Origin of the sequence: Caballeronia novacaledonica (assembly GCF_900258035.1) — a bacterium.
Lineage (GTDB): Bacteria > Pseudomonadota > Gammaproteobacteria > Burkholderiales > Burkholderiaceae > Caballeronia > Caballeronia novacaledonica.
Genome location: NZ_OGTP01000026.1, coordinates 13749 through 26267 on the forward strand (window position 1 = coordinate 13749; position 12519 = coordinate 26267).

Here is a 12519-nt window from a genome sequence, read left to right on the forward strand (position 1 = left end):
TTCAGGCGCCCGCGCGATCGATCAGGAACTGCGAGAGCAGCGGCACGGGACGGCCCGTCGCGCCCTTCGCGGCGCCGCTCTTCCACGCAGTTCCGGCGATGTCGAGGTGCGCCCACGGATAAGCCGTCGCGAAGCGCGACAGGAAGCACGCCGCCGTCACGCTGCCCGCCGGACGTCCGCCGATGTTCGCGACATCCGCGAAATTCGACTTGAGCTGATCCTGATATTCGTCGTCGAGAGGCAGGCGCCACGCCGGATCGACCGCCTCGCGCGATGCGTCGAGCAGTTCGCCCGCGAGCGCATCGTCCTTCGAGAAAAGACCCGTGTTGTGATGGCCCAGCGCGATGATGCACGCGCCCGTCAACGTCGCGATATCGACCACGGCGGCGGGCTTGAAGCGCTCCGCATAGGTCAGCGCGTCGCACAGGATCAGGCGGCCTTCGGCGTCGGTGTTGAGGACTTCGATCGTCGTGCCGTTCATCGCGGTGATGATGTCGCCCGGCTTCACCGCGTTGCCCGCGGGCATGTTCTCGCAGGTCGGGATCACGCCGATCACGTTGAGCTTCAGGCCCATTTCGGCGACGGCGCGCATCGTGCCGAACACGGAGCCCGCGCCGCACATGTCGTATTTCATCTCGTCCATTGCCTCGCCCGGCTTGATCGAGATGCCGCCCGAATCGAACGTGATGCCCTTGCCGACCAAAACGATGGGCGCGTTCTTGCCCTTCGCGGACGCGCCCGCGCCCTGGTAATGCATGACGATGAACTGCGGCGGCTCGACCGAACCCTTCGCGACCGACAGGAACGAGCCCATGTTGAGCGCTTCGATCTGCTTCTGGCCGAGCACTTCGACCTTCAGCTTGAAATCGCGGCCGAGCTTCTTCGCGGTCTGTCCGAGATAGCTCGGCGTGCAGACGTTGGGCGGCAGATTGCCGAGATCGCGCGTGAGGTCCATGCCGTTCGCGATCGCGACGCCCTGCTTCACCGCGGCCTTGGCGGCTTTCTCGTCGGCGGAATCGATGCTGAACACGATCTTCTTGAGCGAGCGCGCGCCGTCGTCGGGCTTGCTCTTCATCTGCGTGAACTTGTAGGTCAGTTCGCGCAGCGCGAGGATCGCGGCGCGCACGGCCCAGTCGCCGGTGCGTTCCTGGATCGGCAATTGCGCGAGCGTGAAGGTCGCCTGGCCGATCTTCGAGCCGAGCACGACGCGCCATGCCGCGCGCGCGGCTTCGCCATAGGCTTTCTGGTTGAAGGCGTCCTGCTTGCCGAGACCGACCAGCAACACACGCGATGCGCCGATGCCGGTGACTTCGGGCACCATCAGGGTCGTGCCCGCGCGGCCGCTCATGTCGCCGGCTTTCACGACGCGCGAGATGAGGCCTTTGGTCGCAACGTCCATGTCGCGTGCGGCGCCCGTGAGCGTCTGTGCTTCGAAGATGCCGAGCACGATGACATCCGACTTCCCGGTAAGGAAACCATTTGCCTCGCCTTTGCTCCAATCACAGGCTTTTATGCTAAAGTCCATCGCGCTTATCCTCGGATAAAATCTAGGCTGAAGGATGAAAGCCGCAATTATCCGCTATTTTTTCCGCGGCGGTCACAGGCGGGCGGCGTGAGGGTAAGCGAATACCCTTCCCGTAAGCCACGAGATGCGTGCATGATTCCGCATCGCCGCCGGCTCCAAGCAAAAATTCAATGATCTTCGAACGCTCCCTGCAGCGCGAACTCGCGTATACGGCCGGCGCCGTGTTCATGGTGCTGCTCACGATCATGCTCACGACGATGATGATCCGCATCGTCGGCTTCGCGGCGCAAGGTCAGATCGACCCGAAAGACGTCGTCGTGCTGATCGGGCTCACTGTCATCGGCTATCTCGCGGTCATGCTGATCGTGACGCTGTTCGTCTCGATTCTCTTCGTGCTCACGCGCTGGTATCGCGACTCGGAAATGGTCGTGTGGCTCGCGTCGGGCGTCAGTCAGACGCAGCTCATCAAGCCGATCGCCGTGTTCTCCACGCCGATCATCATCCTCATCATGTTCTTCGCGTTCGTCGGCTGGCCGTGGTCGAACCAGCAGAGCAAGCTCATCAAGCAGCGCTTTCAGCAGCGCGATGAAGTGTCGCTGCTCGCGCCGGGACAGTTCCGCGAATCGCCGTCGAGCCACCGCGTGTTCTTCATCGAGAAGATGTCGCCGGATCAGGGGCACGTCGAGAACGTGTTCGTCACGAGCACCGAAGGCGGCAAGGTCAACGTGATCGTCTCGAAGAACGGTCATACCGAAACGCGTCCCGACGGCGACCGCTTCATCGTGCTCGACAACGGCCGCCGCTACGACGGCGAGCCCGGCCAGCCGAGCTTCCGCATCATGGAGTTCGAGCGCTACGGTGTGAAGATCATGAGTCACCAGTTCGTGAATACGCCGACCACGACGGGCATTTCCACGCCCGATCTGCTCGCCAGTCCGACCAACGAAAATCTCGCCGAATTCGCGTGGCGCGCGGGTCTGCCGCTCATCGCCATCAATCTGATGTTGCTCGCCATTCCACTTTCGTATCAGAACCCGCGCCGCAGCCGCACGATCAATCTCGTGATGGCCGTGCTGATCTACCTCACGTATTCGAACCTGCTGAACGTCGTGCAGTCGTGGATCGAACAGGGCAAGCTGTCGTTCGGCGTGGGCATCGTCGGGCTGCACATCGCCGTCGGGGCGCTCGTCGCGTTCATCTTCTGGCTGCGGATTCGCAACCGGCCGCTCTTCAAGTTCCCCTCGTTGTCGAAGGGGGCCTGACGCGATGCGCATCTACGAACGATACTTCGCGCGCCAGATCTATCTCGCGTTCATCTTCATCCTGTTCGCGTTCTCGGGCCTGTTCTTCTTCTTCGACCTGATCAACGAGCTGAACACGGTCGGGCACGGCAACTACAGGTTCACGCTCGCGGTGCTGCGCGTCGGGCTGCAAACGCCTTCGCGCTTCTACGAGATCATTCCCGTCGCCGCGCTCATTTCGGCCATCTACGTGTTCGCGCAGATGGCGGCGGCTTCGGAGTTCACGATCTTCCGCGTGTCGGGGCTCTCGACCGGCGCCGCGCTGCGCTCGCTCCTGAAGATCGGCGTTCCGCTCGTGCTCATCACGTATCTCATCGGCGAAGTGATCGGGCCGTACACGGACCAGTTGTCCGAGCGCGTGCGGCTGGAGGCGCTCGGGTCGTCGGTGTCGTCGAACTTTCAGTCGGGCGTGTGGGTGAAGGACACGTTGACGGCGAAGGAGAACGGCGAGCAGGTCACGCGCTTCGTCAACGTCGGCACGCTGAATCCCGACACGACGATCGCCAACGTGCGCATCTACGAATTCGACTCGAAGTTTCGCCTGACGAACGTGCGCATCGCGAAGAGCGGCGTGTTCCAGCCGCCGGGTCACTGGAAACTCACGGGCGTGACGGACACGCAACTGAACGACGCGCCGCCGCAAGCGGCCAATCCCGGCGACACGCTGAACCCCGTCTATCGCGCGACGCAGACCACGCTGCCGGAATATTCGCTGCGCTCGGAACTGACGCCGCAGATTCTCTCGGTGCTGCTGGTGTCGCCGGATCGCATGTCGATGTTCAATCTGTTCCGCTATATCCAGCATCTGACGGAAAATCATCAGGACACGCAGCGGTATCAGATCGCGTTCTGGCGCAAGATTCTTTATCCGTTCGCAGTGTTCGTGATGCTGATCCTTTCGCTGCCGTTCGCGTATCTGCATACGCGCGCGGGCGTGGTCGGCATGAAGGTGTTCGGCGGCATCATGATCGGGATGAGCTTTCAGCTCTTCAATACGCTGTTCTCGCATATCGGCAATCTGAACACGTGGCCCGCGCCGATCACCGCGGCGGCGCCCGCCCTCGCCTATCTCGCGATCGGGCTGGTGGGCCTGAAGTGGGTCGAGCGGCACTGACGTTTCTTCCGGGGAGCGCGCGATGAAGACGCACGGCATCATCCTGTTCGGTCACGGCGCGCGCGATCCGCGCTGGGCCGAGCCGTTCGAGCGGCTTGCCGCGAAGCTGCGCGGCGCGCGCGGCGGACCGGTTTCGCTGGCGTTTCTGGAGTTGATGTCGCCGGATTTGCCCACGGCGGTTGCCCAGCTCGCCGCCGACGGCTGCGATGCGATTACCGTCGTGCCCGTATTCTTCGGGCAAGGCGGGCATGTGCGGCGCGATCTGCCCGAGGTCGTCGAGAAGTGCCGGGCGGCAAATCCGGATGTCGTCATTTCCTGCGCGACGGCCGTCGGAGAGGACGATGCGGTGCTGGATGCGGTGGCCGAGTATTGTTTGCGGCAGGTGAGCCGATAGCTCATCGCTGGCCGTTCGGCCGAATGGCACCACGCGACTCGAACGCATATACTTGGATATACATTCCCGTATATCCGGTCGAGTACCGCATGAACCTGCTCATCTCCAAATGGGGCAATAGCCTCGCAGTACGCATCCCCGCCGACTATCTGCGGCACACGGGCCTTTCCGAGGGCGACCAGGTGCAGGCCAGCCTCACGGCAGACGGCGGAATCTGCCTCCGTGCCGCCAAATGGGACCGTCGAGCGTTTGCGGAAGAATTGGCCGAAACGCGCGACGCCATGCCGATGACCGATTCCGTTATCGATGAACTCCGCAGGGGCGCGCGCTACTGATGATTTACGTCGATACGAGCGTACTGGTCGCGTTGTGCGTTCGCGAACGCATGACCGCCGCCGTTTCGCTCTGGTACGCATCCGTCAAGGACGAACTAATTTCCGGAGTGTGGTGCGTCACCGAGTTTGCCAGTGCGCTCGGCATCAAGCGGCGAAGCGGACAGATGACCGAAGCGCAATCTGATTTCGCGTGGCGCAGCTTCGAACGAATGTGCGGAAACGATCTGCAACTCGCGCCGATCGAACCGCCGGTGTTCCATCAAGCGGCCATGCTCACACTCGACGCATCAACCGGACTGCGTGCGGGAGACGCGCTTCATCTCGCGACGGCACTGGACCGCAAGGCCAGGACGATCGCGACGCTCGATGTCGTCCTGGCGGCCAATTCAAGAAAGAGGAAGATCAGGCTCGTCGACTTTAAAGTCTGAGATATTTCAGCAAGCACCCACACCGCCCAAAGGCTTTGCGGAATGCAAAAAACTGAATCACCGTTGCCTTAAAAACGATAAAGCGCACCGTCTCCGATGCGCTCTTCGCTTTTCCCCGGTCGAACCGGCGTCACGCCGCCGCCTGCATCCCCTTGAGATGCACCTTCGGTTTCACGGCCGCCCGTTCGCGAAACGCCTCGCCGATCATCAGCAAACTCGGCTGCGACGCGTCCAGCCATTCCTGCGCCTCGCCCAGCGCCATGCGCGCGAGCGTCAACGTCAACGTGCGCTCACGCGGCGTGCTGCACGCTTCGACGATCGCCACCGGCGTCGAGCCCGGACGGCCCGCATCGATAAGCTGTTGCGCGATATCCGGCGCGCTGTCGCGGCCCATGTAGAACACGAGCGAATCCGCCTGTGCCTGCTCGCGGATTTCGTCGCTGTCTGCGGCGCGCGAATGAGTCGCCAGTGCAACGCTGCGCGCCACGCCGCGCAAGGTCAGCGAGCGCTTGAGCGTCGCGGCGCTCGCGAGCGCCGCCGTGATGCCCGGCACCACTTCGAACTCGATGCCCGCCGCTTCGAGCGCGCGCATTTCCTCGTCGGCGCGGCCGAAGAGCATCGGATCGCCGCCCTTCAGACGCACGACGACGCCATGCTCCAGCGCCGCATCGACAATCTGCTTGTTGATGAAGTGCTGAGCCGTCGAACGCTGTCCGCAGCGCTTGCCGACGGCGATCTTCTTCGCGTTCGGCGCGTAGTCGAGCATCGCCGGCTCGACGAGCGCGTCGTGCAGAACGACATCCGCCTGTTCGAGCAAACGCATGCCGCGCACGGTGATGAGATCCGCCGCGCCCGGCCCCGCTCCGATCAGATAGACCTTACCCATACGCTTGTCCGTCGATATTAGCCAGCAACCGCACGAATCATACCGGCCGCGACCGTGTGATGCGTCGCCTCGTCGATCAACACGAACGCGCCGGTGCCCTGATGCGTATCGTACTCGTCCGCGACGATCGGCTTTTGCAACGTGAGCGCCACGCGGCCGATATCGTTCATCGCGAGCGTGGTGCGATCGACCGAATGCGACAGCGTATGCACATCCAGCACCTGCTTCACCGCGCCGATGCGCGCGAACACCGTGTTGGTCGTCTGCTTCAGCAGATACTTGCGCTGCGGCGAGAGCGGCTCTTCGTCGAACCAGCAGAGGTCCGCTTCGAGCTTCTTCGCCGGCTCGACCTTCTGGGACGCCGGCACGAAGGTATCGCCGCGCGACACGTCTACATCTTCCGTCAGGCGAATCGTCACCGTCTGGCCCGCGAACGCGCGATCCACCGGCGCCACGCCGCCCGGCACCGGCGCGATGATCTCGGCGACGGTCGCTTCGCGATGAGCCGGCAGCACGACGATCGCATCGCCGACGCGCACTTCGCCCGCCTCGACGCGGCCCATGTAGCCGCGGAAGTCGTCGGCCTGCGAACCGTCCTGACGCGCGACCCACTGCACCGGGAAGCGCAGCGCCTGATCGTTCGGCTGCGCGACCGGCAGCGATTCGAGCAGATCGAGCAGCGGCTCGCCCGCGTACCACGGCATGCGCTCGCTCGCCGTCACGATGTTGTCGCCCTTCAGCGCCGACACCGGCACGAAGCGCACGTTCGACAGACCGAGTTGCTGCGCGAGCGTGACATACGCATCGCGGATCTCGTTGAAACGCGCTTCGCTGTAATCGACCAGATCCATCTTGTTGATCGCGACGATCGCGTGCTGCAAACCGAGCAGCTTGACGATCGCGCTGTGGCGCTTCGTCTGCGGCAGCAGTTGCGCGACGCCGTTCTCGAAGGTGACGCGCGTCGCGTCGACGAGAATGATCGCGGCATGCGCCGTCGATGCGCCCGTCACCATGTTGCGCGTGTACTGCTCGTGGCCCGGCGTGTCGGCGATGATGAACTTGCGCTTGGCGGTCGCGAAATAGCGATACGCGACGTCGATCGTGATGCCTTGTTCGCGCTCGGCTTCGAGGCCGTCGGTCAGCAGCGACAGATCGATTTCATCGCCGACGGTGCGCTTGTTCTTGGCGCGCGAAATCGCGGACAACTGATCCGACAGCACCGCCTTGCTGTCGTACAGCAGACGGCCGATCAGCGTGCTCTTGCCGTCGTCGACGCTGCCCGCCGTGATGAAGCGCAACACGCCCAGGTCTTCAGCTTGATAGATGCTCATGATTCGTGGATTCCGTAGGCGTTGCTTAGAAATAACCTTGCTTCTTGCGCTGTTCCATCGCGGCTTCGGATGCCTGATCGTCCATGCGCGTCGCGCCGCGTTCCGTGATTTCCGTCACGGCCGTTTCCGCGATGATCTTCTCGACGTCGTCGGCGTCGCTCGCGACCGGGCACGTGCAGCTAATGTCGCCGACCGTGCGGAAGCGCACCTGCGCGAGCTCGGCGGTCTCGCCCTCGCGCACCGGCGTCAGCGGCGTCACCGGCACGAGCAGGCCGTTGCGGCGCACGATCTCGCGCTCGTGCGCGTAGTAGATCGGCGGCAGTTCGAGCTTCTCGCGAGCGATGTATTGCCACACGTCGAGCTCGGTCCAGTTCGAGATCGGGAACACGCGCAGATGCTCGCCGTTGTGCAGACGCGCGTTGTAGATGCTCCACAGTTCCGGGCGCTGCGCCTTCGGATCCCACTGGCCGAATTCGTCGCGGAACGAGAAGATGCGCTCCTTCGCGCGCGCCTTCTCTTCGTCGCGGCGCGCACCGCCGATCATCGCCGTGTAGCCGTATTCCTCGATGGTTTCGAGCAGCGTCACCGCTTGCGCGGCGTTGCGCGAATCCGTTTCGCGGCGCAGGCGCACGGTGCCTTTTCTGATCGAATCTTCCACATGACCGACGACGAGTTCCGCGCCGATTTCCGCGGCGCGGGCGTCACGGAAGTCGATCACTTCCTGAAAGTTGTGGCCCGTGTCGATGTGAACCAGCGGAAACGGCAGCGTCGTCTTGCGATTGCCGCCGAGGCCGAACGCCTTCAACGCGAGCGCCAGCACGACGACCGAATCCTTGCCGCCCGAAAACAGCAGCGCGGGCTTGCTGCATTCCGCGACGAGTTCGCGAATGATGTGAATCGACTCGGCTTCGAGCCAGTCCAGGTGATCCATGCGGGTCGCCTTGTTGGCGATCGGTGCGGTGACGGTTGAGTCGAGCGTCGTGCTCATGTTCGTCGATCCTTTTCTTGGCGATCTTTCGTCGAAGACCGCGTTCAGTGACTGGGTTTGCAGCGGCGTCTTACGCACCTTGAATCGCCGAGCTCGGAGCTTCTTCGACGATCTTGATGTTCGTGATGTGCAGGCCGCATTCCTTCGTATCGCGCGATTCCCACCACCAGCGGCCCGCCCGGCTGTCTTCGCCGGGGCGCACGGCGCGCGTGCACGGCTCGCAGCCGATGCTCGGATAGCCGCGCGCATGCAGCGGATTCACCGGGACATCGAAGGCTTTCAGGTAATCCCACACATCGGTTTCGGTCCAGTCCGCGAGCGGATTGAACTTCGCGATGCCGCGCGGCGCGTCGTGCTCTTCCTCGTGCAGCTCGGCGCGCGTCACCGACTGCTCGCGACGCTGGCCCGTCACCCACGCGGACACGTCCGACAGCGCGCGATCGAGCGGCTCGACCTTGCGGATATGGCAGCAGCGCTTGCGCAAATCGATGCTTTCGTAGAACGCGTTCAGGCCGTGATCGCGCACGTATTCATCGACGGCGTCCTGCTGCGGATGAAACTGCTCGATGTCATAGCCGTAGCGTGCCTTCACGGTGTCGAGCATGCCGAGCGTTTCCGCGTGCAGACGGCCCGTGTTCAGCGAAAAGATGCCGATCGCAACGGCGCGCGAAAGAATCGCGTGCGTGAGCACCATGTCTTCGGCGGCGAGGCTGCTGGCTAGCTTGACGCGCGAGTGGCGCGCCGCGATCGAATCGAGCAGCGCATCCAGGCGTTCAATCTTGGCTTGCAATTCCGGGTTCATGCCTCAGGCTCCGAGCGCTGCGACGAGCGCCGCGCGGCGGCGGAACAGCGGTTCGAGGTTGTCGGTCGCGCCCTGATACAGCTCGGTGAACTCGTTGAACGCGTTCAGCGCGTCGTTGATGTCCTTGTCCGCGCGCACGGCGAACGCATCGAAGCCGCAACGCGAATGGAACAGCACCTGATCGCGCAGCACGTCGCCGATGGCGCGCAGTTCGCCCGTCCATTGATAGCGCTCGCGCAGCAGGCGGCCGATGGAGAAGCCGCGGCCATCGCGAAACACCGGGAAGTCGACCGCGATCACGCAAAGCTGGCCGAAGTCCGGCGCGAGGTCGGCGGGTTCGTCGTCCGGCGCGAGCCACACGCCGATGTCTTCCTTCGCGCGCGTGGCGACGATCGCGGACTTGTGGTCCTTCCACAACGCGAACGGCACGATGATTTTGCCGGCGGGCAACGCATCGACGGCGGGCAGCGCGCCGTCTTCGGCGGCACGCACGACGATGAAATCGTCTTCGACGACAGCGCGGTTCTTGATGATCAACGTCATGTGCAAATCCTTAAGCGTGAGCCTGGCGCGATGCGTACACGCGCTCCTTGAACGGCGTCATGCCGATACGGCCGAACGTGTCGATGAAGCGCTCGCCTTCGATGCGGTTGCCGACGAAGGTGTCGATCACTTGCGCGATCACGTCGGGCATCTCTTCGGCCGAGAACGACGGGCCGATCACCTTGCCGAGATGCGCGCCGGTCGCGCCCGAGCTTTGTTCGCCGCCGAGCGTCACCTGATACCACTCCGAGCCGTCCTTATCGACGCCCAGAATGCCGATGTTGCCGACGTGGTGATGACCGCACGCGTTGATGCAGCCCGAAATGTTCAGCGACAGGTCGCCGAGATCGTGAACGTAGTCGAGATCGTTGAAACGGTCTTGAATGGCGAGCGCGATCGGGATCGACTTCGCGTTCGCGAGCGAGCAGAAGTCGCCGCCCGGGCACGCGATGATGTCCGTCAGAAGGCCGATGTTCGCGGTCGCGAAACCGAGCGCCTTCGCGCGTTCCCACACGGTGAACAGATCGCGCTTCTTCACGTTCGCGAGAATCAGGTTCTGCTCGTGCGACACGCGGATTTCGCCGAACGAGAACGCTTCGGCGAGTGCGGCGACGTCGTCCATCTGCTTGTCGGTGGCGTCGCCCGGCGCGATATGCCGCTGCTTGAGCGACAAAGTCACCGACGCGTAGCCCGGCACCTTGTGCGGACGCACGTTACGCTCGACCCAGCGCGAGAACGGCTTGTTCTCGATCAGATGCGTTTCATACGACGCGTCCGTGTCCGCGAGCTTTTCGTAGACCGGCGGCGCGAAGAACTTCGAGACGCGATCGACTTCTTCCTGCGTGATCGTCGACGGGCCGTCCTTCAGATGCTGCCACTCTTCCTCGACCTGCTTGCTGAACTTCTCCGGCGACAGCGCCTTCACGAGAATCTTGATGCGCGCCTTGTACATGTTGTCGCGGCGGCCGTAGCGGTTGTACACGCGCAGCACGGCTTCGCAGTACGTGATCAGGTGTTGCCACGGCAGATCGCGCTTGATGATCGCGCCGACGATCGGCGTGCGGCCGAGACCGCCGCCCGCGAGGATGTCCATCACGACTTCGCCCTGCGCGTTCTTCTTCAGATACACGCCGAGATCGTGGACCTGCACGGCCGCGCGGTCTTCCGCCGAGCCGTTCACGGCGATCTTGAACTTGCGCGGCAGCCACGCGAATTCCGGATGGAACGTCGACCACTGACGCATGATCTCCGCCCACGGACGCGGATCGACCTGCTCGTCGGGCGCGACGCCCGCGAATTGATCGGCGGTGATGTTGCGGATGCAGTTCCCCGAAGTCTGGATCGCGTGCATCTGCACGGAAGCCAGCTTGCGCAGGATTTCCGGCGTCTCTTCGAGTTCGACCCAGTTGAACTGGATGTTCGTGCGCGTCGAAAAGTGCCCGTAGCCGCGGTCGTGCTCGCGCGCGATGGTGGCGAGCATGCGGAGCTGGTCGCTGCGCAGGTTGCCGTACGGAATCGCGATGCGGTGCATGTACGCGTGACGCTGCATGTACAGGCCGTTTTGCAGACGCAGCGGACGAAACTCTTCTTCGCTCAACTCGCCCGACAGACGGCGGCGGACCTGGTCGGCGTACTGCGCGACACGTTCGTCGACGATGCGTTGGTCGATCTGATCGTATTGGTACATTCGGGGCCCCAAGTTCTTTTAAAGGCGCGGCGTCTCAGGTTACGTCGCGCGTCTCATCCATCGAATATCCATTGAGTCCGTGTCGCGAGCGTCGTTCAGACGGAACGCTCATTTGCTTATGACGGATAGAGATATGGATATTGGAAAAATTGGACTGATAGTAAAGAACCTGCTATATATTGCAAACGACTGAAAAATTACTTTGATATGCGGCTGGGTTATAAATGAATCTGCATCAGTTCCGCTTCGTGCGCGAGGCCGTCCGGCAGAACTTCAACCTGACGGAAGCCGCGAAGGCGCTGTATACATCGCAGCCGGGCGTCTCGAAGGCGATCATCGAGCTGGAAGACGAACTCGGCGTCGAAATCTTCACGCGGCACGGCAAGCGCGTGAGATCGCTGACGGAGCCGGGGCGCATCATTCTGGCGTCGGTCGAGAAAATATTGCAGGAAGTGGAAAGCCTGAAGCGCGTCGGCAAGGATTACGCGGCGCAGGATCAGGGCAATCTCGTCATCGCCGCCACGCACACGCAGGCGCGCTATTCGTTGCCGGCGGCGATCGCCGAGTTCAAGAAGCGCTTCCCGAAGGTTCACCTTTCGATTCTGCAAGGCAGCCCGACGCAGGTTGCCGAGATGGTGATTCACGATCAGGCGGATATCGCCATCGCGACCGAAGCGATCGGCAACTATAAGGAACTGGTGTCGCTGCCCTGCTTCCAGTGGCAGCACCTCGCCGTCGTGCTGCCGGATCATCCGCTGCTCGAACGCAAGACGCTCACGCTCGACGATCTCGCGCAATATCCGATCATCACCTACGAGGCTTCGTTCGCCGGGCGCACGAAGATCAATCAGGCGTTCGCCCGGCGCAACCTGACGCCGGATGTCGTGCTCGAGGCCATCGACGCGGACGTGATCAAGACTTACGTCGAACTGGGGCTCGGCGTCGGGATTCTCGCGGATATCGCGTTCAATCCGGAGCGCGACAAACATCTGCGCGCCATGCCGGTCGGCCATCTGTTCGGCACGAACGTCACGCGACTCGCGCTGAAACAGGGCGCGTATTTGCGCAGCTATGTGTATACGCTCGTCGAGTTGCTGTCGCCCTCGCTGAACCGCAAGCTGATCGAACAGGCGCTTTCCGGCGAACACGAGAGTTACGAGCTCTGAACAAAATGGCGGCGCTCGC

13 protein-coding genes are annotated in these 12519 nt (G+C 62.9%); 6 read left to right on the plus strand and 7 right to left on the minus strand.

Annotated features, from left to right (window positions below):
* Window position 1: 1 nt before the first annotated feature.
* Entirely contained in the window at window positions 2-1525 is a 1524-nt protein-coding gene (locus NOV72_RS26665) for a leucyl aminopeptidase (protein WP_106857534.1), read from the minus strand.
* A 170-nt stretch (window positions 1526-1695) separates the two neighbouring features.
* Between NOV72_RS26665 and lptF the strand changes: the two genes are divergently transcribed.
* The 5 genes from lptF to NOV72_RS26690 all read left to right on the plus strand — a co-directional run bounded on the left by lptF (window position 1696) and on the right by NOV72_RS26690 (window position 5097).
* Complete coding sequence (gene lptF / locus NOV72_RS26670) at window positions 1696-2787, plus strand: LPS export ABC transporter permease LptF (protein ID WP_106857535.1); 1092 nt, start codon at window positions 1696-1698, stop codon at window positions 2785-2787.
* Window positions 2788-2791: 4 nt separating this feature from the next.
* Complete coding sequence (gene lptG, locus NOV72_RS26675; protein WP_106857536.1) at window positions 2792-3940, plus strand: LPS export ABC transporter permease LptG; 1149 nt, start codon at window positions 2792-2794, stop codon at window positions 3938-3940.
* A gap of 22 nt (window positions 3941-3962) precedes the next feature.
* Window positions 3963-4334, plus strand: coding sequence for a sirohydrochlorin chelatase (locus tag NOV72_RS26680; protein ID WP_106857537.1), 372 nt, complete (start codon window positions 3963-3965; stop codon window positions 4332-4334).
* Between the two features lie 89 nt (window positions 4335-4423).
* Window positions 4424-4669: an AbrB/MazE/SpoVT family DNA-binding domain-containing protein gene (locus NOV72_RS26685; RefSeq protein WP_106857602.1), complete on the plus strand. Its 246-nt coding sequence runs from the start codon at window positions 4424-4426 to the stop codon at window positions 4667-4669.
* Window positions 4669-5097 (plus strand): type II toxin-antitoxin system VapC family toxin, encoded by a 429-nt coding sequence (locus tag NOV72_RS26690; RefSeq protein WP_281261825.1) that lies wholly within the window; start codon window positions 4669-4671, stop codon window positions 5095-5097. The genes NOV72_RS26685 and NOV72_RS26690 overlap by 1 nt, the downstream gene beginning before the upstream one ends.
* A gap of 130 nt (window positions 5098-5227) precedes the next feature.
* On the opposite strand, the gene cobA is transcribed toward NOV72_RS26690, so the two are convergent.
* The 6 genes from cobA to NOV72_RS26720 form a co-directional block, all read right to left on the minus strand.
* Entirely contained in the window at window positions 5228-5983 is a 756-nt protein-coding gene (gene cobA / locus NOV72_RS26695) for a uroporphyrinogen-III C-methyltransferase (RefSeq protein ID WP_106857539.1), read from the minus strand.
* 17 nt (window positions 5984-6000) lie between these two features.
* Window positions 6001-7314: a sulfate adenylyltransferase subunit 1 gene (locus tag NOV72_RS26700; RefSeq protein ID WP_106857540.1), complete on the minus strand. Its 1314-nt coding sequence runs from the start codon at window positions 7312-7314 to the stop codon at window positions 6001-6003.
* A 25-nt stretch (window positions 7315-7339) separates the two neighbouring features.
* A complete protein-coding gene (cysD, locus tag NOV72_RS26705) occupies window positions 7340-8302 on the minus strand; it encodes a sulfate adenylyltransferase subunit CysD (protein ID WP_106857541.1) in 963 nt (320 codons plus the stop codon).
* Between the two features lie 70 nt (window positions 8303-8372).
* Window positions 8373-9104 (minus strand): phosphoadenylyl-sulfate reductase, encoded by a 732-nt coding sequence (locus NOV72_RS26710; protein WP_106857542.1) that lies wholly within the window; start codon window positions 9102-9104, stop codon window positions 8373-8375.
* 3 nt (window positions 9105-9107) lie between these two features.
* Entirely contained in the window at window positions 9108-9647 is a 540-nt protein-coding gene (locus NOV72_RS26715; RefSeq protein ID WP_106857543.1) for a DUF934 domain-containing protein, read from the minus strand.
* Between the two features lie 10 nt (window positions 9648-9657).
* Window positions 9658-11334 (minus strand): nitrite/sulfite reductase, encoded by a 1677-nt coding sequence (locus NOV72_RS26720; RefSeq protein ID WP_106857544.1) that lies wholly within the window; start codon window positions 11332-11334, stop codon window positions 9658-9660.
* 224 nt (window positions 11335-11558) lie between these two features.
* On the opposite strand from NOV72_RS26720, the gene NOV72_RS26725 reads away from it, so the two are divergent.
* Window positions 11559-12500, plus strand: a complete 942-nt coding sequence (locus NOV72_RS26725) for a CysB family HTH-type transcriptional regulator (RefSeq protein ID WP_106857545.1) — start codon at window positions 11559-11561, stop codon at window positions 12498-12500.
* Window positions 12501-12519 lie beyond the last annotated feature (19 nt).

What these genes read in the sequence shown, in the direction of transcription:
- NOV72_RS26665 (WP_106857534.1), bottom strand. Translation starts at nt 1,525, where the DNA reads ATGGACTTTAGCATAAAAGCCTGTGATTGGAGCAAAGGCGAGGCAAAT.
- lptF (WP_106857535.1), top strand. Translation starts at nt 1,696, where the DNA reads ATGATCTTCGAACGCTCCCTGCAGCGCGAACTCGCGTATACGGCCGGC.
- lptG (WP_106857536.1), top strand. Translation starts at nt 2,792, where the DNA reads ATGCGCATCTACGAACGATACTTCGCGCGCCAGATCTATCTCGCGTTC.
- NOV72_RS26680 (WP_106857537.1), top strand. Translation starts at nt 3,963, where the DNA reads ATGAAGACGCACGGCATCATCCTGTTCGGTCACGGCGCGCGCGATCCG.
- NOV72_RS26685 (WP_106857602.1), top strand. Translation starts at nt 4,424, where the DNA reads ATGAACCTGCTCATCTCCAAATGGGGCAATAGCCTCGCAGTACGCATC.
- NOV72_RS26690 (WP_281261825.1), top strand. Translation starts at nt 4,669, where the DNA reads ATGATTTACGTCGATACGAGCGTACTGGTCGCGTTGTGCGTTCGCGAA.
- cobA (WP_106857539.1), bottom strand. Translation starts at nt 5,983, where the DNA reads ATGGGTAAGGTCTATCTGATCGGAGCGGGGCCGGGCGCGGCGGATCTC.
- NOV72_RS26700 (WP_106857540.1), bottom strand. Translation starts at nt 7,314, where the DNA reads ATGAGCATCTATCAAGCTGAAGACCTGGGCGTGTTGCGCTTCATCACG.
- cysD (WP_106857541.1), bottom strand. Translation starts at nt 8,302, where the DNA reads ATGAGCACGACGCTCGACTCAACCGTCACCGCACCGATCGCCAACAAG.
- NOV72_RS26710 (WP_106857542.1), bottom strand. Translation starts at nt 9,104, where the DNA reads ATGAACCCGGAATTGCAAGCCAAGATTGAACGCCTGGATGCGCTGCTC.
- NOV72_RS26715 (WP_106857543.1), bottom strand. Translation starts at nt 9,647, where the DNA reads ATGACGTTGATCATCAAGAACCGCGCTGTCGTCGAAGACGATTTCATC.
- NOV72_RS26720 (WP_106857544.1), bottom strand. Translation starts at nt 11,334, where the DNA reads ATGTACCAATACGATCAGATCGACCAACGCATCGTCGACGAACGTGTC.
- NOV72_RS26725 (WP_106857545.1), top strand. Translation starts at nt 11,559, where the DNA reads ATGAATCTGCATCAGTTCCGCTTCGTGCGCGAGGCCGTCCGGCAGAAC.